This window comes from Paraburkholderia sp. RAU6.4a, assembly GCF_050435625.1.
Classification (GTDB): domain Bacteria; phylum Pseudomonadota; class Gammaproteobacteria; order Burkholderiales; family Burkholderiaceae; genus Paraburkholderia; species Paraburkholderia tuberum.
Genome location: NZ_JBNDKQ010000003.1, coordinates 192,275 through 216,175, shown reverse-complemented (window position 1 = coordinate 216,175; position 23,901 = coordinate 192,275). Strand labels below are relative to the sequence as shown.

The following is a 23,901-nucleotide window of genomic DNA, read 5'->3' as shown; positions in this document are numbered from 1 at the left end:
TTTGATGCTGCCGCGGCATCGAGAATTTGACTCAACGGAGGCCGGATGACTTTAGCGATTTTCGATCTTGACGACACGATTATCAATGGAGATTGCGCGAATTTGTGGAGCAGCGAGATGGCACGCCTGGGATGGGTCGGCGACGCCGATGCATTTGTACGGCAAAACGACGAGATGATGCGTGCCTACGGCGAAGGGTTGCTTACGATGGACGATTACATGAAAGCAACACTCGCACCGCTCGCCCGTCGCCGCGTCGTTGATGTGCGCCATCAGATCGATGCGTTTGTTGAACAGGTGATCGAGCCGAGGATTCGGGCCGACGCGCGGAATGTGATCGACGCCCATCGCCAGCGTGGCGACACCCTGCTGGTGATCTCGGCGTCGAGCGCGCATCTGGTCGAGCCAATTGCGGCGCGAGTCAGTATCAATCATGTTCTGGCGATTGATATCCAGACGGAGGACGGTGTCTATACGGGACGCACCTCCGGCGTACTGACGTATCGGGAAGGCAAGGTAGTTCGGCTGCGCGCATGGCTAAAGGCGCACGACGAAAGCCTGGCCGGTGCCAGCTTCTATTCCGACTCGCGAAACGATTTACCTCTGCTGTGCGAGGTCGACAGGCCGCACGTGGTCAATCCGGACCGGGTGCTGGCAGCGCACGCGAAGGAGTGTGGGTGGCCTGTGTTGACATGGCACTAACGTGCGCGGCACTCTGGAGCAACGCGAGATGAGCTATACCGAAGCGATCGGCACACGCACCTACCGGTTCGACGATCTCAAAACGTTGCTGGCGAAGGCGAGCCCGCTGCGCTCGGGCGATCAGCTCGCCGGCACCGCGGCGGCCAGTGAGGAAGAACGCGTCGCAGCCAAGATGGCACTCGCGCAGGTGCCGTTGCGCACCTTCCTCAACGAGGCATTGATTCCGTACGAAAGCGATGAAGTCACGCGCCTTGTCATAGACGATCACTCGCCCGAAGCTTTCGCCGAGATATCCCATCTGACGGTCGGCGATTTCCGCAACTGGCTACTCAGCAGCGAGACGGATGCCGATGCACTCACGCGTATCTCCGCCGGCCTCACACCGGAGATGGTCGCCGCGGTGTCGAAGCTGATGCGTAACCAGGACCTGATCGCGGCGGCGCGAAAGCGTCCGGTGATCACACGCTTTCGCAACACCGTGGGATTGTCTGGCCACATGTCAGTGCGCTTGCAACCGAATCATCCGACCGACGATGTCAAGGGCATCGCCGCCTCGATGCTCGACGGCCTGATGTACGGCTGCGGTGACGCGATGATCGGCATCAATCCGGCTACCGACAGCCTGGCCGCGATCACCACGCTGCTGCTGATGGTCGACGATTTCCGGCAACGCTATCAGGTGCCGACGCAATCATGCGTACTGACGCACGTCACCAACACGATTGCCGCAATCGGCAAGGGCGCGCCGGTCGATCTGGTGTTTCAGTCGATTGCCGGTACGGAAAAAGCGAATGCCGGCTTCGGCATTTCGCTTGCGTTGCTGCAGGAAGCCTATGAAGCGGCGCTCTCGCTCAATCGCGGCACAGTCGGCAACAACGTGATGTATTTCGAGACGGGGCAGGGCAGCGCGTTGTCGGCGAATGCGCATCATGGCGTCGACCAGCAGACCTGCGAAGTGCGCGCCTATGCGGTGGCACGAAAGTTCAATCCGTTTCTCGTCAATACGGTGGTCGGTTTCATCGGCCCGGAATACCTCTATGACGGCAAGCAGATCACGCGCGCGGGTCTCGAAGATCACTTCTGCGGCAAGCTGCTCGGCGTGCCGATGGGTTGCGACATTTGCTACACGAACCACGCGGAAGCCGATCAGGACGATATGGACAACCTGTTGACGCTGCTCGGCGTCGCGGGAATCAACTTCATCATGGGCGTCCCCGGCGCGGACGATGTGATGCTGAACTACCAGAGCACCTCATTCCACGATGCGCTTTATGTGCGCGACGTATTGGGCCTAAGGCGTGCGCCGGAATTCGAAGAGTGGCTGGAGTCGATGCAGGTCGCCGACGCGCTCGGCGTGTTGCTCAATGGCGCGATACGGCAACCATTGCTGGAAGGTGCGCGCGAATGGATGGGGATCGCATGAGCAACGACTTCCTCGAAAAGAACCCCTGGAGCGCATTGCGTCAGTTCACCAATGCGCGTATCGCATTGGGTCGTGCCGGCAACAGCCTGCCGACTGGGCCGCTGCTCGCGTTCAATCTATCGCACGCGCAGGCACGCGATGCGGTGCATCATCCGCTCGACGCTGATTCGCTGCATGAGCAGTTGCGCGCGAACGGCTTCACCACGCTCGATGTGCATAGTGCTGCGCCGGACCGTCAGCATTACTTGCGGCGTCCGGATCTGGGGAGACGCCTGTCGGAGGAGAGCCGCGAGGCGCTTGCGCAAGCCTCCATCGAAGCGCCGGAAGTGGTGTTCGTGATTGCCGATGGGCTGTCGGCCTGTGCTGCTGCAAAGCAATCCATTCCGCTTTTGAGGGCCGTCTCTTCACGCCTTGCGGATTGGAGAATCGGTCCGGTGGTGGTCGCTCGGCAAGCACGGGTAGCGCTTGGCGATGAGATCGGCGAAATTCTGCGGACCAGGCTCGTCGTGATGCTGATCGGCGAACGTCCCGGGCTGAGCTCGCCGGATAGCCTCGGCATCTACCTGACGTACGCGCCTAAAGTAGGGTGCGCCGATGCGCAACGCAATTGCATTTCGAACGTGCGCCCCGAAGGATTGAGTCACGGCGCAGCCGCGCACAAGCTGCACTATCTGCTGACGCATGCGCGCCGCTTGGGCCTCACTGGCGTGGGACTTAAAGACGAGAGCGATGCATTGCTGGAAAAGGCGGCCAAAGACGCGTCTACGGCGATCGCAGCACCGGACGCCAACTAACTTCGATGTTGTGGAGGTTGTCATGGTCATCCAGTCCAATCAGACAGCACTGCCTCTTTCGTTCGAACTCGACCTGCGCGCATGGACAAACGCCGTGTACGAAGAAGCCTTCGGAGAGGGATTCATTCGCGTGCCTTGGGAACCTGACGACGCGTTCGTCCGGCGATTGCAGTCTTTTTTCCGCGCCGGCCTGTCGCCTGCTGAAGCTGTGAGCGCGTGCTTCTGTCTGAACCACTAATGCCGAACCGGCCTGAGTATGAAAGTCGAGGTCCGCGATCGACAGGCCGGACGGATTGACAGACACGGTAGCCGATCAATCGCACGGTCCGCCTTCCAAGGAAGTTGCTTAGGGACAGATAGACTCACGTGCCGTGAAGCGCTTCACCAAGCGCATGAATGGCGGCCGAGCCTCGCAAGCGGCGGGTCGCCACCTGCGAGGCCCATGCACTCTGAACAGCACGGCTGCCGAATCAGAACCCGGCAGCCAGTCCGTCGCGCCGGCTGTCGCTCGCGGCGACATAACCGCGCTCGGGGTCGTTGCGATCGAGCTTGCAGATGTACTGCCCGGAGCCGAAGTCCATATACGGATCCTCGACCGACTTGATCGTATGGCCGAGACCCTCGAGCGCGCGCACCGTGTCCTCATCGAGCGTCGCCTCGACGTCGACCGAGAAGTCGCGATTGACCTTCCAGCGCGGCGCGTCGCAGGCGGCCTGCGGTTGCTGGCCGTAGTCGAGCATGCGCACGATCGATTGCAAATGCCCCTGCGGCTGCATGTCACCGCCCATCACGCCGAAGCTCATCACCGCTTCCTGCCTGCCGTCCGCCTGCTGGGTCAGGAAAGCAGGGATGATCGTGTGGAACGGGCGCTTGCCGCCCTCGACCACGTTCGCCGACTTCGGATCCATTGAGAACCCGTAGCCGCGGTTCTGTAGCGAAATGCCGGAATCCGGCACCACGATGCCCGAGCCGAAACCCATGTAGTTCGACTGGATGAAGCTGACCATCATGCCGCGCTCGTCGGCCACCGACATGTAGATCGTGCCGCCCGCCTTCGGCATGCCGAAGTCGAATTGCGTGGCACGCTTCGGGTCGATCAGCTTCGCGCGCGACTTCAGGTACGCGTCGTCGAGCATCTGTTCGGGCGTGACCTCCATCGAACGCGGATCGGCGACGTACTGGTAGACGTCGGCGAACGCGAGCTTCATGGCTTCGATCTGCAGGTGCTGCGAGTCGATGCCGTCAACCGGCAGCGAGCCCACGTCGAACTGTTCGAGAATGCCGAGCGCGATCAACGCGGCAATGCCCTGACCGTTCGGCGGAATTTCGTGCACCGTGTGGCCGCGATAGTCCTTGCTGATCGGTTCGACCCAGTCGACGCGGTAGTTGCGCAGGTCGTCCATCGTGAGCGCGCCGCCGCCCTGGCGCGAGAACGCGGCGAGCTCTTCTGCGATCTCGCCTTCGTAGTACGCACGCGGGCCTTGTTCAGCGAGCTTGCGCAGCGTCTTCGCGTGACCGGGAAAGCGCACGAGTTCACTGACTTCCGGCGCCCGGCCGTGCGGCATAAACGTGTCGGCGAAACCGGGCTGGTTCCTCAGTTCGGGCACGGCCGCCGCCCACTTGTACGCAACGATGCTCGCCACCGCATGGCCCCGCTCGGCGATCTCGATGGCCGGCTCCATCAGATCGGCGAACGGCAGCGAGCCGAACTTCTGATGCAACGCCTCCCAGCCGGCGATCACGCCCGGCACCGTCACTGCATCCCAGCCGCGCTTGGGGTGCTTCGCGAGACCGTTTTCCTCACCGTACTTACGCTTGAAGTAATCGACGTTCCATGCCGCCGGCGATACGCCGGAAGCATTCAGGCCATGCAGCTTTTTGCCGTCCCAGACGAGCGCAAACGCGTCGCTGCCGAGGCCGTTAGAGACTGGCTCGACGACCGTGATTGCCGCGGCCGCGGCAATCGCCGCATCGATGGCATTTCCGCCTTTCCACAACATGCGCAGGCCGGCTTGTGCGGCAAGCGGATGGGACGTCGAAACGATGTTGCGCGCGAACACGGGCAAGCGGGGCGTTGGATACGGGTTTTGCCAATTGAAACGTGTCATTGAAAACTCAAACGAAAGTGATGGGAGGGTAGTCGGCCGATTGAAGCGGTGATGGAATCCGGTTACGACTCGCGCGGATCGAGCGCATCACGCAGACCGTCGCCAAGCAGGTTGAAACCGAGCACGGCCAGGAAGATCGCGATGCCCGGGAAAATCGACATCCACGGCGCCTGGCTGACAAAATCCTTCGCGGTGTTGAGCATCGAACCCCACGACGGCGCGGGCGGCAGCTGGCCGAGCCCGAGGAACGACAGGCTCGCTTCGGCGATGATCGCGGTCGCGATCGTCAGGCTGGTCTGCACGATGATCGGCGGCAGCACGTTCGGCAGGATGTACCGCACGATGATCCGTGCGTGGCCAAGGCCGATTGCCCGCGCGCCTTCGACGTATTCCTCGGCCTTCACGGTGATCGCCTGGCCGCGCGTCAGCCGGACGAAGCGCGGCATCGCGGAGATGCCGATCGCGGCCATCGCGTTGGTCAGGCTCGGTCCGAGGAACGCGGCGAACGCGATGGCGAGGATCAGGAACGGAATCGACAGCAACGCATCGGCGATTCGCGAGATCACGCCGTCGACGAGCTTGCCGAAATAGCCCGCCAGCAAGCCGAGCGGCACGCCGATCACGACCGCGATGCAGACCGACACGACGCCCGCCAGCAGCGACGCGCGCGCGCCCCATAGCAGACGGCTCAGCACGTCGCGGCCGAGTTCGTCAGTGCCGAACCAGTGCGCGGCCGAAGGCGCCTGCCGCACGGTCATGAAGCTGGCCTGCACCGGGTCGTAGTGTGACAGCCACGGCGCGAATACCGCCATGAAGACGATGAGCAGCACGAGCGCCGCGCCAAACACGGCGGCGCGATTGCGCATGAATTTCACGAGTCCGCGGCGCTTGCGGCGCGGCAGTACCGTCGTCTGCGACGCAGCGGCCGATGCGTGAACGGGGGTGGCGGGAGTAGCCATCAGCTGCGTCTCAGTCGGGGATTGAGAAGGACGTACAACACGTCGGCGCACAGGTTCACGACGATGAAGCACAGCGCGGTGACGAGCACCACACCCTGCACGACCGCGTAGTCGCGATTGAACACGGCATCCACGATGAGCTTGCCGAAGCCGGGGATCGTGAAAACCTGCTCGGTCAGCACCGCACCCGCAAGCAGTTCGCCGAACAGCAGCGCGAGCACGGTGACGATCGGAACCAGCGCGTTGCGAAAAGCGTGCTTGATGACGACGGTGCCGCGCAGCAGCCCTTTGGCACGCGCGGTCCGGATATAGTCGGTGCGCAGCACGCTCAGCATCGCGCTGCGCGTGTGGCGCATCAATTGCGCGCCGAGCGAGGCGCCGAGCACGAAAGCGGGCATCAGCATGGTCTTGATGCTGAGCCAGAAGTTTTCGGTCGGCGACACGTAGCCGGACGACGGCAACAGATGCCAGCGCACCGACACAATGAAGATCAGCATGATGCCGAGCCAGAAGTTCGGAATCGACATGCCGGATAGCGCGAAGATATTCGCGCCGTAATCGAGCGCGCCGCCGCGGCTTGCGGCGGAGATGACGCCCGCCGGAATACCGATACCGATCGCGAAGGTCATCGCCATCGCCGCGAGCTGTAGTGTGACCGGCAGCTTCTGCGCGATCAGCGACGTCACCGGCACGTCGGTGCGCAGCGACGCGCCGAGATCGCCATGCACGACGTCACGGACCCACAGCGCGTACTGCGTCGGCACCGGCTCGTCGAGGTGGTACTTGACGCGCAGCGACGCGATCAACTGCGGATCCTGATCTTCGCCGGCCATGGCCGTCACCGGATCGCCAGGCAGCAGCTTTTGCAGGCCAAAGATCAGCATCGACACGAGAATCAGCGTCGGAATGGCGACCAGCACGCGATTTGCAATGATCGGCAGCATGATCGGTCAGCCCTTGATACTGACGCCGCGCAGGCGGATCAGGCCGTCGGGATAGGGCGTGAAGCCTTGCACCTTCTTCGACAGCTCGAACGGCCACGGCTGGTTATAGACATAGATGATCGGATCATCGTCGGCGAGCAGCTTCGACGCCGCGTCGTACTCTGTTTTGCGGTCCGCGGTGGTCAGTTTCACGCGCGCGGCGTCGAGCAACTGGTCGACTCCGGGGTTGCAGTAACGCGCGTAATTGAGGTTGCCGGCGCACGTGTTGAACTGATGCAGGTTGCCGTCCGGATCGACACGGCCCGACCAGCCGAGATACATCGCCTCGAAGTCGCCGGTGTGCGCGGCATTGAGTTCGGTCGCATAGTCGGTCGGCCGCAGCTTCAGGTTGAAGCCGGCTTCGCTGACCATCGCCTGCATCATCTGCACGATCTGGCTCGACACCGTGTTGTTCGGGTAAGTGAACTCGATGTCGACGTGCTCGTGGCCCGCCGCCTTCAGCAGCGCCTTCGCCTTCGCGATGTCGCGATGCTGCATTGGGAGCGACGCGTTGTAGTACGGGCTCGACTTCGGCACCGCCTGATTCGCCGGCGCGAAGATACCCGCGCCGATCACCTGGTTGATCGCGTCGCGGTCGATCGCGAGTTCGAATGCCTGCCGCACGCGCTTGTCTCTCAGCACCGCGTTGCTGCGCTTGCCGTTACCGATGTTGAACGTAACGTAGTAGTAGCCGAAGCCGCTGACCGGCGCGAACTTGAAGTTGGTGTCGCTCTTGACCGACGCCACATCGGACGGCGCGAGGCGCTCGAGCATGTCGAGCGAACCCGAACGCAGATTGGCGAGGCGCACGGTGCTGTCCGGAATCGGCAAGAAGATCACGCGCTGGATCGGGTATTTGTCGGCGTCCCAGTAGCCAGGGAATTTCTCGAGCACGACGCGATCGTTCTGCACGCGCTGAACGAACTTGTACGGACCCGAACACACCGGATGCGCGGCAACGCCGGCCGGATCGGCGAACGTCTTCGGCGCGAGCATCATGCCGGCGCGGTCGGTCAGCGTCGCGAGCAGCGCGGCGTCCGGCTGCTTCAACACGATTGCAACCGTGTAGTCGTCGATCACGTCGACGTGATCGACCGACGCGAGTTCGCTCTTGCGGTTGCTCGTCTGCAGCGTGCGGTCGCGGTCGAGGTTTGCCTTGACCGCGGCCGCATTGAACGGCTCGTCGTCCTGGAACTTCACCCCTTGACGCAGCTTGAACGTCAGCGTCTTGCCGTCGGCGCTCGTCGTCCACGACGTTGCCAGCATCGGGACGATCTTCAGATCGGGCGTGATATCAACCAGCGCGTTGCACATCGACGCAAACACGATCCGGTCGACGAGCTGCACGCTGCGGGCGGGGTCGAGCGAACCGATGTCGTCCTGCAAGCCGATCCGTATCGTCTGACCGGTCTGGGCCATCGCGGCGCTGGCGCTGAGTGCGAGCGCTGCGGCAATCAACATTCTTCGCATGAGGAGTTCCCTTTGTTTCCAATTCATAAAATGGTTTGGTGAAGGGGCAGCGGCGCGGCGCGCGGCTCGATTCTTCACTGGAATTTCATCTCGACCACCGGCTCAGTCGCCACCGGCCGCGGCCAGCGTCGTTTGGCGGTTGCGGTAGATCGCGAGCCGTTCGATCAATTTCGGGCTGACGCTCGTGGCCAGCGGCGCGCCGCCGCCGGCGTTCTGGATCTCGCGCCAGAAGTGGCACGCGACCTGCCGTCCGTCCTCGAGTCGTTCGCTGGTTGGCCGCGCTTGCGCGCAGTACGGCTTCGCATGCGGACAGCGCGTATGGAAACGGCAACCGGAAGGCGGCGCGGTCGGACTCGGCAGATCGCCGGACAACGAAGGCTTCGCACGCCGCTCGTGCGGGCTACTCGCCGGAATCGCGCGCAGCAGTGCTTGCGTGTACGGATGCAGCGGCGCGTCGAACAGTGCATCGACATCGGCCAGTTCGACGATCTCGCCGAGATACATCACGGCGACGCGGTCGCTCATATGGCGGATCACCGCGAGGTCATGCGCAACCATGATCAGCGTGAGGCCGAGGTCCTGTTTCAGTGTCTCGAGAAGATTGATCACCTGCGCCTGCACCGAGACGTCGAGCGCCGACACCGGCTCGTCGCCGACGATCAGCTTCGGCTCACCGGCCAATGCGCGCGCGATGCCGATCCGTTGTCGCTGGCCGCCGGAGAATTCGTGCGGGTAACGGTCCGCGTAGGCCGGTTGCAGGCCGACCGTGCGCAGCAGTTGGGCGACGCGCTCGCGGTGCTCGGCGTTGTTGCGCGCGAGCCCGTGCAATGCGATCGGCTCGCCGACGATCTGGCCGATGGTCATGCCCGGATTCAGCGACGCGAACGGATCCTGAAAGATGATCTGCATTTCGCGGCGCAGCCGCCGCAGCGGCGCGCCTTGCTGATGCGTGATGTCCTTGCCTTGATAGAAGACGCGGCCGTCTGTCGAGTTGATCAAACGGAGCAGCAAGCGGCCCAGCGTGGACTTGCCACAGCCAGATTCGCCGACGATCGCGAACGTCTCGCCGGGGTGGACCGCGAACGACACGTCGTTGAGTGCATAGACGGTTGGCGTGCGCGTGAAGAGCTGCCGCGTACCGCCAAAATGCTTTGTCAGTGAGCGCGCCTCGATGATCGGCGTCGGCGAATTCGAGGCCGGGTGTGCGTGCGGCGTCGGTTTAGTGGGCGTCGTCATGCAATTTCCTTGCGCAATAGCGGCGCGGCGATCTGTTCGACCGGAGCGAGCCAGCACGCGACGCGATGCACGCCGGCGATCACCCTGTCGGGCGGCGCGGCGTCAATACAGCGTTGCTCGGCGAACGGGCAGCGCGGCGCGAAGCGGCAGCCGTGCGGCATCAACTCGGGCGACGGCACTGAACCGCGGATCGTCGCGAGCGCGCCTTCGCGCTTGCCGACCGACGGAATTGCGCCCATCAGGCCGATCGTGTAAGGATGCTGCGGGTCGTCGAACAGATCGGCGACGGTACCGTATTCGACGATGCGTCCCGCGTACATCACCGCCACGTGGTCGGCGACTTCCGCGACGACGCCGAGGTCGTGCGTGATCAACACCATCGCAGTGCCGGTCTCGGCTTGCAGATGTTTCACGAGCGCCAGCACCTGCGCCTGGATCGTCACGTCGAGCGCGGTCGTCGGCTCGTCGGCGATCAACAGGCGCGGGCGGTTCGCGAGCGCCATCGCGATCATCACGCGTTGGCGCATGCCGCCGGAAAGCTGATGCGGGTACGCATCGAGCCGGGTTTCCGGCGCCGGGATCCGCACTAGCCGCAGCATCTCGAGCGCCTGCTCGCGCGCCTGCCCGCGCCCGATATCGCGATGCCGCCGGATGCTTTCGCCGATCTGCTCGCCGACCGTGAACGCCGGGTTCAGCGACGTCATCGGCTCCTGAAAGATCATCGACAGCCGGTTGCCACGAATGTCGGCCAGTTCGCGCTCCGACAGTGAGAACAGGTCCTTGCCTTCGAAGTGCGCGGTGCCGGCGACGCGTTGCGCAGGCGGACTCGCGAGCAGCCCCATCAGTGCGAGCGATGTCACGCTCTTGCCGCAGCCCGATTCACCAACGATGCATAGCGTCTCGCCAGTGCCGACTGAGAACGACACGTCGTGGACGAGGTTCGGCACCTCGGCGGCGCGCGAGAACTTCAACGAAAAGCCGCGGACCTCCAGAACCGGTCGGCGGGCGGCATCGGTCATGCTGGGAAACTCCATATCGTGCTGCTAGTCCTGTTCAAAGGCTGTGCTGGCGGAAAGTATGTGGTGCGCTTCACGATGGAAAATATTAATATTTCTTACCGATACTTAACTTTTCCTTGAGCATGAGCGATGCCGACCCTCCGCATGTTAAGAACCTTTCGAGCCGTCGCGCGGACCGGATCATTCGCGGCAGCGGCCGGGAGCGTCGCGCTGACCCAAGCGGCGGTCAGCTTGCAGATGCGCGGGCTCGAACAGGCGCTGGGCCGGCAACTGTTCGACCGCAGCGGTCGGCAGATTGCGCTGAGCCGCCACGGACAAGAGATCTGGCCGAAAGTCGAGCAGATTTTCGACCTGCTGGCCGAACTCGAGGCGACGCCGGCGGGTTCGATGGTCGGGCCGGTGACCATCGGCGCGATGGTGTCGGTGATCGGCGCGCTGTCGCTGGTCGTCGCGCATTTGAAGGCCGCGCATCCGCAACTGGACGTGCGGCTGCTGTCGTCACGCTCCGACGAACTGGCGCGGATGGTGGAGGCGGGTGAGGTCGATATCGCGGCGATCGTCGCGCATGCCGACACGACGCTATCCGACACGCTGAAGTGGACGACGCTATACACGGAGCCGCTGATGCTGGTGGTTAGCCGCGAAATCGGCGACAACGATCCGCAGAGGGTCCTGCGCAGCCACCCCTTTCTGCGCTTCGACCGGCGGGTGCGCACCGGGCGCGTCGTCGAGCATGCACTGCAGACAGCCGGCGTGACGGTCAACGAATTCCTCGAACTCAACTCGATCGAGACGATCGTCGCGCTGGTGCGCGAAAATGTCGGCGTCACGGTGCTGCCGCTTCTGCATCGCGGCAACTGGCAAAACGATCCGTTACTACGCGTGCTGTCGATTTCGGATCCGCCGGTGTTGCGCACGGTCGGCATGATCCAGCGCGCGTCATATGACCGGCCCGGCATCACGCGGGCGATTATCGATGCGCTGCACAGCGACTGGGCGCTTGACCCTTCGATATCCAGGCCGCTTGCGGATCCGTGAAGGACTAACTTTACTCTGTCGATAAATTCATGCCATTGCAGAAACTCCTTCAGACGTGGCATGAGGAAGCGATGGTCGGGAAATTGTCGTTCGATGAGTACCTGGAGCATCTTTGCGAGGCACTCGGGCACAGCGATCGCAACGCTGGGCTGGTGGGATACTGCCAAGGCTTGATGTTGCCGTCGCGGCGTAAAAGCGTGGAGCCGCTGGCCGCCCACCTCGAACCTGAAAGTGTCAGCGCGCGGCACCAGTCGTTGCATCACTTCGTTTTGAAATCAGAGTGGTCAAATACTGCTCTGCTTTAGCGAGTAAGACGCTGGGTGTTGCCGCATATGAATCCTGCCAACGGGCTGTTCTGATAGCTTATGAAACCAACGAGTAAAATTGCTAGGCGGCAGACAGCGGGCTGTTGCCAGAACATTGCAGCTGTCCTTTCTTGATCATGTGCATTAATTCGACGCTACTCAGAATGACACGCGCACAGTTGAGATCCTTGAATCCGAGCATCGGTCGGGTTCGGCGTTTGATGGCCCGATGGTACTGCTCCACGATGTTGTTCAAATACTTGATCTGAAGAACCTTGACGGGCATCTCGCGCTCGGCATTCACCGCGTTAAGCGCGGGGCCGCTTTTGTCGATGGTCACCGTCTCGTGCGAACCGTTCTGACCGATTGCCTTTTTGAAGAAACGCCGCGCAGCAGGCTTATCCCGCCTTGCTCTGAACAGAAAGTCAATGGTATTGCCCGCCTTATCCACTGCGCGGTAAAGATATTTCCACGAGCCCTTGACCTTGATATAGGTTTCATCAACCCGCCAGCTCTTGCCGACCGGACGCTTGTACTTGCGAAACGTCTTTCAAACAGCGGCACCAGCTTGATGACCCAGCGATGTACCGTCGAATGGTCGACCTCAATGTCGCGCTCAGCCAGCATTTTCCGCAGGGTTCCGAAGACTCAGCGAGTAGGCCACGTACCACCGCACGCACAACAGCATCACTTCAAAGGGATAGTGCAGCCGCTTCAGAACCTTGGCGACGGCCGGAGCAAGCATAGTTCGTGGTGTCAGTGTCTTCTTCATTGTGCGAACGAAGCGTTTTCATCAGCCTCGAAGCTTACCTCCCCCGCGTTAATGCGACAAAGCCCGTATTCTTCGTGCTGACACTAAAACGTCAGCGCTCCGAAAGAGGGGTTATGCAGACCTTCCTTAACAGCCCCTTCGTTCATTTTGTTAAGGGTTCTAAGTCTGGCCTTTTAATGCAACAACCCATACGTGCAGGCGGCGGCTCGTCAGCGGTTCAATCCGTCCCTTCTCAGGGACGGAGACACTGGCCTGACCGGCGACAACTGCACGCGCCTATCGCCCGCGCTGGCGCGAAAATGCGCGATGTGGACAATTGAGAGCGCATGGCTTGAAGTGCTAGACACGCGAGGCAGGGCCGCGCGAGCCCCCGGACTTCGAGGCGGATAATCAAAGCGGCAACAGCGTCTTGCGCCGCCGGGGCTTCGCCGGATCGGGTCGCGCGCAAGGCAGGAACTGGCCTCGTCCCGATTCCCCGCAAGGCTTCTGCCCGTCCCATACTACCTCTCCGCGCGCCATCGTGAGGGCGGGCCACGCGCTCAGTTGGATGCCTTCGTATGGGGTGTAATCGACGTTATGATGAAGGTTTTCATTCTTGATCTCGAATTCAAGCCCTTCGTCCCAGATGACGAGGTCGGCGTCGGCGCCGATCGCGATACTCCCCTTGCGCGGATACAGCCCATACAGTTTTGCTGCATTCGTCGACGTCAGCGCGACAAAGCTTTGCGGCGTGATGCGGCCTTGACGCACGCCTTCGGACCACAGCAAAGCCATGCGCGTCTCGACACCGGGAATACCGTTGGCGACTTGATCGAACGAAACGTTCTCGCCGTGCGCTTTCTTGCCATCTGGGCCGTCGTAGCGAAACGGCGCGTGGTCGGACGAGAAGACTTCAAACGAACCGTTTTCGAGGCCGTCCCAAATCACCTGCTGGTTCGCCTTGTCACGCGGTGGCGGACTGCAGATGCACTTGGCGCCTTCGAAACTGTCGTCGCAGCCAAGCGAGTCGGCGGTGAGAAATAGATATTGCGGACACGTTTCGCCGTAGACCTTCAGACCGTGGCTTTGAGCCCAGCGAATCTGCTCGACGGCCTCCCGGCCCGACACGTGCACGATCAAAATCGGCACGTCGACCAGTTCGGCGAAGGCGATTGCGCGATGGGTGGCTTCGCGCTCGACGAGCATCGGTCGCGACGTCGCGTGATAGCGTGGCGCGGTATGACCCGCTTCGAGCAGGCGCTCCGTCAGCCAGGCAATGCAGTCGGCGTTTTCCGCGTGGATCATCACCATCGCACCCTCATTGCGCGCCACCGACAGCGTATCGAGCATTTGCCGGTCGCTCAGCTTGAGCGCGTCGTACGTCATGTAGATCTTGAAGGAGGTATAGCCTTCGGCGATCAGCGCGGGCAGTTCCTCCTTGAGGATGTGAGGCGTCGGGTCCGTAATGATCATGTGGAAGGAGTAATCGATCACGGCTTTCGCGCCGGCGCAGTGGTGGTAATCGTCGATCGCTTCGCGCAACGTGTGTCCCTTCTGCTGACAGGCAAACGGAATCACCGTGGTCGTGCCCCCGCACGCTGCGGATGTCGTGCCGGACAGGAAGTCATCGGCCATGATGGAGCCGTCCCCGGTTGGCTGGTCGAAGTGCACGTGGCTATCGACGCCGCCCGGTGTCACGTGACGGCCGGCGGCGTCGATTTCACGCTCGCCGCTGTCCAGGCTGAGTCCGAGGGCGACGATCCGGCCATCGCGGATGCCAATGTCGCTGCTGAAGATGTCCGCGGCCGTGACCACACGTGCGTTGCGAATGACAGTATCGAAGGCAGGCATATCAGATTTCCCGAAAAAGTCGGCCCCAGCCGTCGATGCGGCGAGTGTCCACGTTAAGGCGGCGAAGCATGTCCCAAACGACGGTCGTCACAGTGTCGAGCACCGGCACGCCGTGCTGCTGTTCCCAATGAACGACACGGTGCGCGGCATACAGATTGGTACAGAAAGTCGTTACGGCTTCTGCGCCGGCAGCGACCACGTCGGCCACCTGGCGGTCCAACGTCGGTTCGTCCACCAGAGCGAAGGCGAAATTGTCCTGAATGCCGAGATGGCTTTCGCACGACGCATCGATGCCGCGTGCCGCGTAGTTCGCGATGATCTTCTGCTGAACGTCGGCGAGGTACGGCGACACGAGCCCGAGCCGGCGGATCTTGAGGGCACCGAGCGCGCGGTTTAGCGCGAGGACCGAGGTGCTCGCCGGCACGCCGGTGGCCTCGGTGATTGCCTCGCACAGTGCTTCGTCCTGGTCGAAGCCAAGCCAGCCTGCAGACGTGCCGCTCCAGCCGATCATGTCGACATGCGCGTCGGCGAGCAGCCGTGCGGCATCGAGGATATGGTCGCGCTGGAACTGGGCGAGCGCGTCGGGGCTAAGTGCGATCTGCGTAACCGGAAAGCGGGCGAAATGAACGCTGACGCCGGGAAGGGCGGCCACAACTGCCTGCGTAAGCGGTTCAAGCGAAGTATTGGAAGAGGGCGTGAGAATACCCAGCCGGATGCGTTGACTCATGAGTGGATACCTGAAGCAGGTGGATAGGGACGCCGTGGGGTGTCGCAGCGTCGCCAGACGGCCTCGCAGACGCCTTGGGCTTCCGCGCGAACGGCGTCTTCATCGACAAACAGAGCGTGCCCGTCGCTGACGGCGAACTCGCCATTGACGATGACGCTTTCGACGTCGGCACCGCTCGCGTTGTGAACGAGATTGCCGAGCGCATCGACGCACGGGGTGAGATGTGAGCGGCGAAAATCGAGAATGACCAGATCAGCGAGACGGCCGAGCGCGATCTCGCCGAGGCGATCGCCCCAGCCGAGCGCCAACGCACCGTGACGCGTAGCGATCGAGAAGACATCGTGAGGTTGCCAGTCACTGTCCACGCCGCCTCCCTGAAGGCGGCCCATGGCGAGCGCCCAGCGCATGGCTTCGATCATGTCGCCATGCATGGTGTCGGTGGCGAGGCACAGGGACGCGCCTGCTTCCATCAGGCGGCGCGTCGGCGCAAGGCGTCCAGATATCGCGTTGCCCAATGGAATATGGACGATGTGTGCGCCGCTCTTGCCAAGCAGTGCGATGTCCGTGTCATTGACGTGTATGCAGTGGGCGGCCAGCAGGCGCTCATTGAGCAGTCCGAGTTCATCGAGCAGTTCGACCGGCGAGCGGTCATACTGCGCTCGAACCCACGCCACTTCTTCTGCGCTTTGCGCGAGGTGCGTGCTGACCTGCAGATTCAGGCGGCGGGCTAGCGCATCGACATCCTTCAGCATGTCGATCGAACAGGTATCGGGCGCGTGAGCAGTCAGGTGGGTCTGGATTCGTCCGTTGGCGCAGCCCGCCCATCGTGCAACGAACGCTTCGGCGCGTTCGAGCTGACGCTCGCCACGGGCGCGTTCAAACCGCCGCTCGCCCGCCAATAACGACGTGAAATCGACGTCGGCCAGACGCTGGCTCGCGAAGACGCGCACGCCTGTCTGGGCGATGCCTTCGACCGTGGCCTCGGCATGCACGAAACTATCGACGAGCGTTGTACATCCCGCTTGCAACGCTTCGAGCGCGCCGAACCGCGACAGCACGCACGCTTCGTCGGGCGTGAGCCAGGACGCCTGCGGTAAGCCGGGCGTGTACGACGGCGCAAACCCGCAGTCCGCCGCGACGCCGCGCACGAAGTTCAGCCCCGCATGGTAGTGCGTATTGATGAATCCGGGCGTGATGACGCGTCCCGGAAGCGGCACTACGCGCCGAGCGGCGGGCGGCGCCGCGTCGGCCGCTCTTCCGATATACGCGATCTGTGCGCCTCGAATACCGAGCGACGCCCGCTGCGCCTGGCCATTTGCGAGCAGCAGCGTGGCATCGGTGATCAGCAGATCGAGTGGAGCGTGCAGATCGTCGTGTGCGCTCATGCGGCCATCCAGCCACCGTCGACCATCAGCGTGGTGCCGGTCGTGAACGTGGAGAGATCGCTTGCCAGGAAAAGAACGGCGCGCGCAATGTCGTCCGGGTGACCGAGGCGCGGCCACGGCGTTCGCCGGGTCGCGCGATCGAGCACCACGGGATCCATTGCGCGGCCGCTAGCACCGGTTTGAATCTTGCCGGGTGCGACGGCATTGCAGACAATGCCGCGGGGCGCGTAGTCGGTTGCGATCTGCCGCGTCATGTAGTCGATCGCGGCTTTCGCGGTGCCGTAAGCGAGATCCCCCGGCGCCGCGATCATGCCGTGTTGCGACGACAGATTAACGATGCGACCGCGCACTTCATCTACCGGCGGCTGGCCGGTCATCTGCCGCACGGCGGCGCGGCTGCAGCGAAAGACGCCAGTCAGATTCACGTCGAGCACGCGCTGCCAGTCGGCCTCTTCCATGTCGAGCAGGGGGCGCGCATGCCGGATGCAGGCATTGTTCACCAGCACGTCCAGCCGGCCAAAACGCGCGACTGTCTGCGCAACGAGTGCATCGACCTGGGCCGTGTCGCTCACGTCGGTAAAAATAAAGTGTGCTATGCCGCCGTCGCGAACAATCAATGTCGCAGTCGGCTCACCGCCTTCGATGACGTCGGTCGTTATGTCCGCAATCACGACAACCGCACCGTTCGCGGCGAGCTGACGCGCGATGGCGCGTCCGATGCCGGACGCGGCGCCCGTCACGATGCAGACCTTGCCTTCCATGCTCAGGCTTGCAGTCAAATGCGGTTTGGCGTTCATGGAATCAGCGTTTTATCCATCGATCGAAGTCCGCTTCCGCGGCAGCGAGGTCGTATTGCGGGACGAATGGGGTGTCGTTTAGAAGGCGGGTAATATCCATCGACGCGCGATCGTAGTCCGCGTAGTAATCGATGTTGGGCACGTCGCCTTCGCGGGCGATCCGCCAATCGAAGCCGGAATACCTTGCTGCAAGCCGGTCGCACCAGTCGGCAACGCTCCATTCGAAACCTGCTGCCACGTTGTATGCGACGTGCGCAAGCGCTGACTGCGCGAGCAATGCAGCCAGCGCTGCCGCCGCATCGCGCACGTACAGCCAGTCGCGGCGATGAGTGCGCGGCAGCACGACCGTCTCGCCTCTGCGTGCCCGTTCCAGTACCTGGAGCGGTGCGCTAAGCGTGTCGCGCACGCCCGAGTCGGCTTCCCAGGGTCCAAAGCATGTGCCGATACGGCCAATGGTCAGCGAGAGCCCATGCAGCCGTGCAAGCCGCAGCACGGCTTCTTCAGCGGTTCGCTTAGAGACGCCGTAAAGCGCCTCGGGTAACAGCGGCGTCAGATCTTCGCTAAGCTGATGCGTGTTCTGCCGGCCGCTGGCACCGTAGACTGAGCCGGAGCTGCCATGCACCATCCTTTCGACGCCCACTGCCGCTGCCGCAGCGAGCGCGGCAAGTGCGCCGCCGACGTTGACGTCAAAGATGGTCTGCGGCATGGCGCGCTCGCGGGCGGCATCCGCAGTGATCGCTGCCAGCGTGACCAGACGCGATGGCCGGTGCGTACGCATCGCATCTGTCAGCGCACGGATGTCGCGGGTATCGCCGGTCAGGGCAACAAAGCGGCCGGGCAGGGCGGCGAACGCGCGCAACGCGGCATCGCGCGGCGCGCTGCAATCAAAGCCGATGACCGTTTCGCCCTCGGCCAGCAACCGCTCGGTCAGCGCCAGTCCGACAAAGCCGCTGCTTCCTGTGACAAAGGTTGTCATCAAACCAGCTCCGCCACGGTTTCGGGACGCAGCAAGGACAGGATGTGGCGCTTGTAGTCGTTGAATGTTGCGCTGGTCGGATCGCGAGGCCGTTCCAGCTCGATGGGCAGCAGTTCGCGGATGCGTCCCGGCCGCGCCGACATCACTGCGACATGCGTGCCGAGTGCAAGCGATTCGTCGATTCCGTGCGTCACAAAAACAATCGTGCTGCGGCTCTCGCGCCAGATCCGGATCAGTTCGGCATGCATATCCATCTTGGTCTGCTCGTCGAGCGCGCCGAATGGCTCGTCCATCAGAATCACTTCCGGATTCATCAGGAGCGCACGCGCGATGCCGACCCGCTGGTTCATACCTCCCGACAACTCGCTCGGGAAATGGTTTTCGAAGCCTTTCAGCCCCACCATTTCAATGTATCGCTGTGCACGCTCGCGTCGCTCGGACTTCCCCACGTTACGCATCTTCAGATGGAAGGCGACGTTTTCCCACACGGGTAGCCATGGCATCAGGTTGGCTTGCTGAAAGACGACGCCACGGTCGGCGCCGGGCTCCTCGACGACCGAACCGCCTACGCTGACGGTGCCCGCAGTAGGCTTGTCGAAGCCCGCAATCATGTTGAGCAACGTCGACTTGCCGCAGCCACTTGGGCCGAGCAGACACAGCAATTCGTTGCGCTCGACGCTCAGGCTGACGTTATCGAGCGCGGTAACGGTCTGCTTGCGTTTTGTGTCTTCGAAGGTGCGCGAGACGCGATCGATTGTGATAAGTGCCATGTTTTCAGCGCTCCCGTGCCTGCAGTGTGGAACCCCGTTGCCAGCGCAGGACGCGCGCGGAGATTGCCTTGATCACGTAGTCGCTCAGGAAGCCCAGCAGGCCGATGCTGACCATCGACGCGATGACGACGTCGTATCGAAGGAAGTAGTAGGCGTCCCAGAGTACATAGCCGACGCCGCTTTTGACCGCGACCATCTCAGCGGTCACCGTCAGCATCCACGCGGAGCCAATGGCGATGCGCAGACCGGAGAAGATGCTGGGAAGTGCCGCCGGGAAGACGATGTGACGCAGCAGCATGGAGCCCGTGCCGCCCGTCATCGCGCCCGCTCTCAGCAGGTTACGGTCGCAGGTTTTGACGCCATGGATCGTCGACAGCAGTATGGGGAAGAACGAGCCCATGAACACCAGGAAGATCGCCGGTTTGTTGGCGATGCCGAACCAGATGATCGCGAGCGGAATCCATGAAACAGGCGGAACCGGGCGCAGCGTCTGCAATGTCGGCTCGACGAGCGACTCGACCGATCGCGACCACCCGATCGCCATGCCAATTGCGACACCCATTACCGTGGCGATTCCAAACCCCGCGAACACGCGGCCGGCGCTCGCCGCAATGTCGAAGATCCAGTGGCCCGAATAGGTCTGAGTGTTGCCATCGGTCGAAAAGATCCAGTCAGCCCAGGCGATCAGCACCTGCGAAGGCGCGGGCAGCAGCGCCGCCGGTAGGATGCCTGAGCGTGAGAACGCTTCCCAGCCGGCGATCAGCAGTACCGGGACAATGCCCCGCTCGATGTGCCGGTAGAAACGCGATGAAGTTATCGATGTCATCACGCGATCCGAATTAATAGCCGAGTTGAGCCTTGGGCTTGCCGGTCACCTTCTCCAGGAAGCTGTAGTCGAGGTTCTTCTGGACCGCGTCGCTCACGTCCGAGTTCACGTACCTCAGGTCGTGCATCATTTTGGCAATGGCCACTGCCGAGGTGCGATACATCTTGTAGTCCGGATCAAGGTTCTGTACCGCACCCGTCGCGATCTCCTTGTCGAGACCGGTCACTTTCTGGATCGTGTCGATAAAAAGCGGCTTGTTACCCGCCATCAGTTCATCGACCTTGACGATGGCACGGACTGTTTCGAGCACACCCTGGGGGTTGGTCTCGATCACGTCCGGGCGCGTGACGATCAGGTTGGTCAGCTTGCCCGCAGCCTGGTCGTACGGAAAGGCGAAGAACTTGCCGGCTTTCACGGCACTGATCTGCGTCGCGAACGGCTCGACCGACGTGATCAGTTCGACCTCACCACGGCGGAGCGCTGAAGCGTGATCGGACGGATTCGGAATGTTGATGAACTGAACGTCCTTGTTGATATCGATGCCGTGCGTTAGAAACGCGCCACGCATATGGATATCCTGCGCATTGCCGCGGGAGGCGGCGACGCGGAAAGGCTTGCCTTCCTTCTTGTATTCCATGATGAGCTTTTTAAGGCCGTCCCAGTCGCCCGGCTGAACCGGAAGGCTGTTCGCTACCAGAATGCGCGATCCGCCGTTGATCTGGCCGGAGACAGCCACGACCTTGAACCCCTTGTCGAGTGCGGTCACGTAATGGAGGTAGGTGACCTGCGCGATGTCGATGCTCTTCGACAGTAGCGCGGTAAGCACGTCGTTGCCCGTGTTGAACGGCACCGCGGTTAATTTCACGCCAGTTGCGTACTGGGGAGTCAGCGACAATGGCGTGCAATGCGCGCACTTCGCGTATCCAAGCTGTACCGGATCGGCGTCCGTCGCATGGCCGGCGGTCGGGGCGAGTGCGACGGCCATCATGACGGGTGCGACGAGCGCCCGGGCGGCACGCCTCAGCGTAGAGAAAGACAGACGGGCAAGCTGCATCAGGAGATTCCTTTTTTGTCACAAAATAGATTGTCGTTGTGACAGACAAAGCAACTCATGTGCCAATCTTCGTCTGGTTTAGTCGTCTCGGCGGTCTGAATTGCGGGTGAGCCGCGACCGGCGCAGTATCTGCCAGTTCGTGATCCTCGCGTGGCCGCCTTGGCGGAAGTCAAGCGTTGACGCGTCGGCGGCACTCTTCAGGTGCGGCCGAGTATTGTTAAGCGCGCACATGGTGCTGCTGAACAATGGCAGTGCACAGTTGAACAATTCCAATTTGTTTTGTAACAATCTACAATTGCATCGACACAAACATGCTTGACGAGGGTGCCCGAAGTGTTGACCGAGAAAGAGCCACGCTCGCGCAAGGCGCGCAGCACCGAACAGATACTGGGCGTCGATGACGACAAGCTCGATGCCATTTACAGGCGCATCCTGACGGCCGTGATGGAGCACCGGCTCGTCCCGGGTACGAAGCTGGTGGAAGAGAAGCTGGCAGGCGTATTCAAGGTGAACCGCACGCAAATTCGTAAGGTGCTTGCCCGGCTGACGCACGAAGGCATCGTGACGACTATTCCGAATCGCGGCGCTTATATCGCCAGTCCATCGGTGCATGACGCACGTCATATCTTCCAGGCTCGCCGCATTCTGGAGCCAGCGCTGATTCGCACATTGGTCGAGCGCGCGGACAAGGACGATTTCCGCCGGCTGCACGCGCATATTGCGAAGGAGAGGGCGGCTCGCGACAAGGGCGACAAGCACGCCGTCATTCGCCTGTCTGGCGAATTTCATCTCCTGATCGCCGAGATGGTCGGCAGCCCGCCGCTGACCAAATTGATGCGGGAACTCGCGTCACTGACGTGTCTGATCATCCTGCTGTTCGATTCCCCGAACGTGCCCGCGTGTCCGAATCACGAACACACGGAAATCGTCGAACTGATGCAGAGGGGCGATCTGACTGCGGCGGTAGCAGCAGCGATCACGCATCTCGATCATATCGAGGCAACTCTTGATCTCTCTCTGCCGGAAGACACGGAAGTCGATCTTTCCGCGATCTTCGGCTAGTCGCCGCCTCGTGGCTGCGCCTGGACAGTCATCCTTCGAGAGTGAACATGAAACTGTTGATCATCAACCCGAATATATCTATCGGCGTGACCGACTTGATCGAGGCCGAAGCGCGGCATGTTGCCGCCAGCGAGACGCAAATTGAAATGGCAACGGCGGCGAGTGGGGTCGCCTATATCGAAACGCGGTTTGAAGCGCTGCTCGGTGCTCACGCGGCAGCAACCATCGCAGGTGAGCGCATTGGACAACACGACGCAGTGATGATCGCGGCGTTCGGCGATCCGGGTCTCCTCGAATTGCGCGAAGTGCTCGACGTGCCGGTGGTCGGCATGACCGAGGCTGCGCTGATGACGGCTGCGCAAATGGGCCAGCGCATCGGCATCATCGCCATCTCGCGGCGCATCACCGCCTGGTATCGCGAGTCCGTCGATCGATACGGCATGCTGAGCAGACTGGCAGGTATTCGCCATCTCGATCGTCCACTGCGCAACGCCTCAACGGTCCAGGATGACCATGCGTCCATGTTGCTGGATCTGTGCGATCAGGCCGTTCAGGAAGACGGGGCTGACGTGCTAATCCTTGCCGGTGCGCCGCTCGCGGGTCTCGCGCGAACGGTCGCGGACAGGCTTCCGGTACCTGTCATCGATGGCGTATCCAGCGCGGTTTGCCAGGCAGAGACGCTTTGCCGCTTGCGCCCGGTCAGCCCGAAAATCGGCAGCTTTGCCAAGCCACCTGAAAAGCCTGATGCGGGGTTGTCGGCCGCGATCCGCGGGTTGCTTCGGTCGTAGAGCGGGATAGGTTGAATCGACGGGGTTGATCGTCGGTCCGCATGCCGTGCATTGGTTGCAATCTATCAATCGCAGTTCGTAGCCAGGAAGAAGGCCGCTACCATGTCAGTCAGCTCCGTTATTGTCGTAGCGGTAGGCGCTGCAGCGGGCGGCTTTGTTCAGGGGCTCTCTGGCTTTGCTTTTGGCCTTGTGGCAATGTCCATATGGGTATGGAGCCTCGACCCACAGCTCGCAGCCCCGCTAGCGATTTTTGGAGCCTTGACCGGCCAGATCATGTCGGTTATCACCGTGCGTCGAAGGATCTGCTGGCGGGATCTTTTGCCGTTCATACTGGGCGGCTTGATTGGGATTCCGGTCGGCGCTGCGCTCCTCCCGGTGTTGGACGTCAACCGGTTCAAGGCCTTCCTTGGCGCCCTACTGGTGCTATGGTGCCCAATCATGTTTTTCGCCACCAGATTGCCGCGAATCTCACGCGGCGGTCCCATGGCCGACGGCGTGGTTGGCCTGTTGGGTGGCGTCATGAGCGGCCTCGGGGGATTTGCAGGTGTATTTCCGAACCTGTGGTGCGTACTTCGTGGATTCGATAAAGATCATCAGCGCGGGCTCGTTCAAAACTTCAATCTCACGATACTTTCGGTAACCATGGTCACGTACACTTTCAGCGGAACGATTACGGCAACGGACCTTCCAATGTTTGCCGTAGTGGCGCCGGCAATGGTCGTCCCATCCGTAATCGGCGCACGGCTTTACATTGGCATGAGTGAAGTCGCGTTCCGGAAAATCGTGCTTGGACTGCTAACAGTGTCGGGGGCGGCCTCTCTCGCGTCTGCTATTCCTTGGCTCATCGCGTGGGGTCGATGAATTCATCGATGTCCGA

22 protein-coding genes and 2 pseudogenes are annotated in these 23,901 nt (G+C 62.1%); 9 read left to right on the top strand and 15 right to left on the bottom strand.

Annotated features, from left to right (window positions below; translation table 11 throughout):
- Positions 1 to 45 precede the first annotated feature (45 nt).
- From OKW40_RS25480 to OKW40_RS25465, 4 genes are read left to right on the top strand one after another with little or no spacing between them, the layout of a single operon-like run.
- Entirely contained in the window at positions 46 to 702 is a 657-nt protein-coding gene (locus tag OKW40_RS25480) for an HAD family hydrolase (protein ID WP_184068813.1), read from the top strand.
- A 28-nt stretch (positions 703 to 730) separates the two neighbouring features.
- Positions 731 to 2,125 carry an ethanolamine ammonia-lyase subunit EutB gene (locus tag OKW40_RS25475; protein WP_184068810.1) on the top strand — a complete coding sequence of 465 codons (1,395 nt, stop codon included), beginning with the start codon at positions 731 to 733 and terminating at the stop codon, positions 2,123 to 2,125.
- The gene (gene eutC / locus OKW40_RS25470; protein WP_260321468.1) at positions 2,122 to 2,919 is read left to right on the top strand and encodes an ethanolamine ammonia-lyase subunit EutC; all 798 of its coding nucleotides are present in this window, start codon (positions 2,122 to 2,124) and stop codon (positions 2,917 to 2,919) included. Before OKW40_RS25475 ends, eutC begins: the two co-directional genes overlap by 4 nt.
- A 22-nt stretch (positions 2,920 to 2,941) precedes the next feature.
- Positions 2,942 to 3,157 carry a hypothetical protein gene (locus OKW40_RS25465; RefSeq protein ID WP_184068804.1) on the top strand — a complete coding sequence of 72 codons (216 nt, stop codon included), beginning with the start codon at positions 2,942 to 2,944 and terminating at the stop codon, positions 3,155 to 3,157.
- A gap of 232 nt (positions 3,158 to 3,389) precedes the next feature.
- Here the strand turns inward: OKW40_RS25465 and OKW40_RS25460 are convergent, their stop codons facing one another.
- From OKW40_RS25460 to OKW40_RS25435, 6 genes are all read right to left on the bottom strand, one after another.
- The gene (locus tag OKW40_RS25460) at positions 3,390 to 5,027 is read right to left on the bottom strand and encodes a gamma-glutamyltransferase family protein (RefSeq protein WP_184068801.1); all 1,638 of its coding nucleotides are present in this window, start codon (positions 5,025 to 5,027) and stop codon (positions 3,390 to 3,392) included.
- A 62-nt stretch (positions 5,028 to 5,089) separates the two neighbouring features.
- The gene (locus OKW40_RS25455) at positions 5,090 to 5,986 is read right to left on the bottom strand and encodes an ABC transporter permease (protein ID WP_184068798.1); all 897 of its coding nucleotides are present in this window, start codon (positions 5,984 to 5,986) and stop codon (positions 5,090 to 5,092) included.
- Positions 5,986 to 6,930, bottom strand: a complete 945-nt coding sequence (locus OKW40_RS25450) for an ABC transporter permease (protein WP_184068795.1) — start codon at positions 6,928 to 6,930, stop codon at positions 5,986 to 5,988. Before OKW40_RS25450 ends, OKW40_RS25455 begins: the two co-directional genes overlap by 1 nt.
- A 6-nt stretch (positions 6,931 to 6,936) precedes the next feature.
- The gene (locus tag OKW40_RS25445) at positions 6,937 to 8,439 is read right to left on the bottom strand and encodes an ABC transporter substrate-binding protein (RefSeq protein ID WP_184068793.1); all 1,503 of its coding nucleotides are present in this window, start codon (positions 8,437 to 8,439) and stop codon (positions 6,937 to 6,939) included.
- A 102-nt stretch (positions 8,440 to 8,541) separates the two neighbouring features.
- Positions 8,542 to 9,675, bottom strand: coding sequence for an ABC transporter ATP-binding protein (locus OKW40_RS25440; protein ID WP_429402991.1), 1,134 nt, complete (start codon positions 9,673 to 9,675; stop codon positions 8,542 to 8,544).
- On the bottom strand, positions 9,672 to 10,694 hold the full coding sequence (locus tag OKW40_RS25435) for an ABC transporter ATP-binding protein (protein ID WP_184068787.1): 1,023 nt from the start codon (positions 10,692 to 10,694) through the stop codon (positions 9,672 to 9,674). Before OKW40_RS25435 ends, OKW40_RS25440 begins: the two co-directional genes overlap by 4 nt.
- 129 nt (positions 10,695 to 10,823) lie before the next feature.
- Between OKW40_RS25435 and OKW40_RS25430 the strand changes: the two genes are divergently transcribed.
- A complete protein-coding gene (locus OKW40_RS25430) occupies positions 10,824 to 11,732 on the top strand; it encodes a LysR substrate-binding domain-containing protein (RefSeq protein WP_184068784.1) in 909 nt (302 codons plus the stop codon).
- A 71-nt stretch (positions 11,733 to 11,803) separates the two neighbouring features.
- Positions 11,804 to 12,034 (top strand): annotated as a pseudogene (locus OKW40_RS25425) (transposase); the annotation flags it as partial.
- Positions 12,035 to 12,119: 85 nt separating this feature from the next.
- Here OKW40_RS25425 and OKW40_RS25420 read toward each other — a convergent pair.
- The 9 genes and pseudogenes from OKW40_RS25420 to OKW40_RS25380 form a co-directional block, all read right to left on the bottom strand.
- A pseudogene (locus tag OKW40_RS25420) lies at positions 12,120 to 12,809 on the bottom strand (IS6 family transposase).
- Positions 12,810 to 13,199: 390 nt separating this feature from the next.
- Entirely contained in the window at positions 13,200 to 14,639 is a 1,440-nt protein-coding gene (gene hydA / locus OKW40_RS25415) for a dihydropyrimidinase (protein WP_429353537.1), read from the bottom strand.
- A 1-nt stretch (position 14,640) separates the two neighbouring features.
- Complete coding sequence (locus tag OKW40_RS25410; protein ID WP_184050461.1) at positions 14,641 to 15,366, bottom strand: maleate cis-trans isomerase family protein; 726 nt, start codon at positions 15,364 to 15,366, stop codon at positions 14,641 to 14,643.
- Entirely contained in the window at positions 15,363 to 16,751 is a 1,389-nt protein-coding gene (locus tag OKW40_RS25405; protein ID WP_429492283.1) for an amidohydrolase family protein, read from the bottom strand. The genes OKW40_RS25410 and OKW40_RS25405 overlap by 4 nt, the downstream gene beginning before the upstream one ends.
- Positions 16,748 to 17,548 carry an SDR family NAD(P)-dependent oxidoreductase gene (locus tag OKW40_RS25400; protein WP_429492281.1) on the bottom strand — a complete coding sequence of 267 codons (801 nt, stop codon included), beginning with the start codon at positions 17,546 to 17,548 and terminating at the stop codon, positions 16,748 to 16,750. Before OKW40_RS25400 ends, OKW40_RS25405 begins: the two co-directional genes overlap by 4 nt.
- 4 nt (positions 17,549 to 17,552) lie before the next feature.
- Positions 17,553 to 18,524 (bottom strand): NAD-dependent epimerase/dehydratase family protein, encoded by a 972-nt coding sequence (locus OKW40_RS25395; RefSeq protein WP_429492279.1) that lies wholly within the window; start codon positions 18,522 to 18,524, stop codon positions 17,553 to 17,555.
- The gene (locus OKW40_RS25390; protein WP_184050455.1) at positions 18,524 to 19,294 is read right to left on the bottom strand and encodes an ABC transporter ATP-binding protein; all 771 of its coding nucleotides are present in this window, start codon (positions 19,292 to 19,294) and stop codon (positions 18,524 to 18,526) included. The genes OKW40_RS25395 and OKW40_RS25390 overlap by 1 nt, the downstream gene beginning before the upstream one ends.
- 4 nt (positions 19,295 to 19,298) lie before the next feature.
- A complete protein-coding gene (locus OKW40_RS25385; protein ID WP_429492277.1) occupies positions 19,299 to 20,120 on the bottom strand; it encodes an ABC transporter permease in 822 nt (273 codons plus the stop codon).
- A gap of 13 nt (positions 20,121 to 20,133) precedes the next feature.
- Positions 20,134 to 21,174 (bottom strand): ABC transporter substrate-binding protein, encoded by a 1,041-nt coding sequence (locus tag OKW40_RS25380; protein ID WP_429353540.1) that lies wholly within the window; start codon positions 21,172 to 21,174, stop codon positions 20,134 to 20,136.
- A gap of 333 nt (positions 21,175 to 21,507) precedes the next feature.
- Between OKW40_RS25380 and OKW40_RS25375 the strand changes: the two genes are divergently transcribed.
- From OKW40_RS25375 to OKW40_RS25365, 3 genes are all read left to right on the top strand, one after another.
- Positions 21,508 to 22,236 carry a GntR family transcriptional regulator gene (locus OKW40_RS25375; RefSeq protein WP_429353541.1) on the top strand — a complete coding sequence of 243 codons (729 nt, stop codon included), beginning with the start codon at positions 21,508 to 21,510 and terminating at the stop codon, positions 22,234 to 22,236.
- Between the two features lie 47 nt (positions 22,237 to 22,283).
- Positions 22,284 to 23,024, top strand: coding sequence for an aspartate/glutamate racemase family protein (locus OKW40_RS25370; RefSeq protein ID WP_429353542.1), 741 nt, complete (start codon positions 22,284 to 22,286; stop codon positions 23,022 to 23,024).
- A gap of 102 nt (positions 23,025 to 23,126) precedes the next feature.
- Positions 23,127 to 23,885: a sulfite exporter TauE/SafE family protein gene (locus tag OKW40_RS25365; protein ID WP_429492274.1), complete on the top strand. Its 759-nt coding sequence runs from the start codon at positions 23,127 to 23,129 to the stop codon at positions 23,883 to 23,885.
- Positions 23,886 to 23,901: the final 16 nt, after the last annotated feature.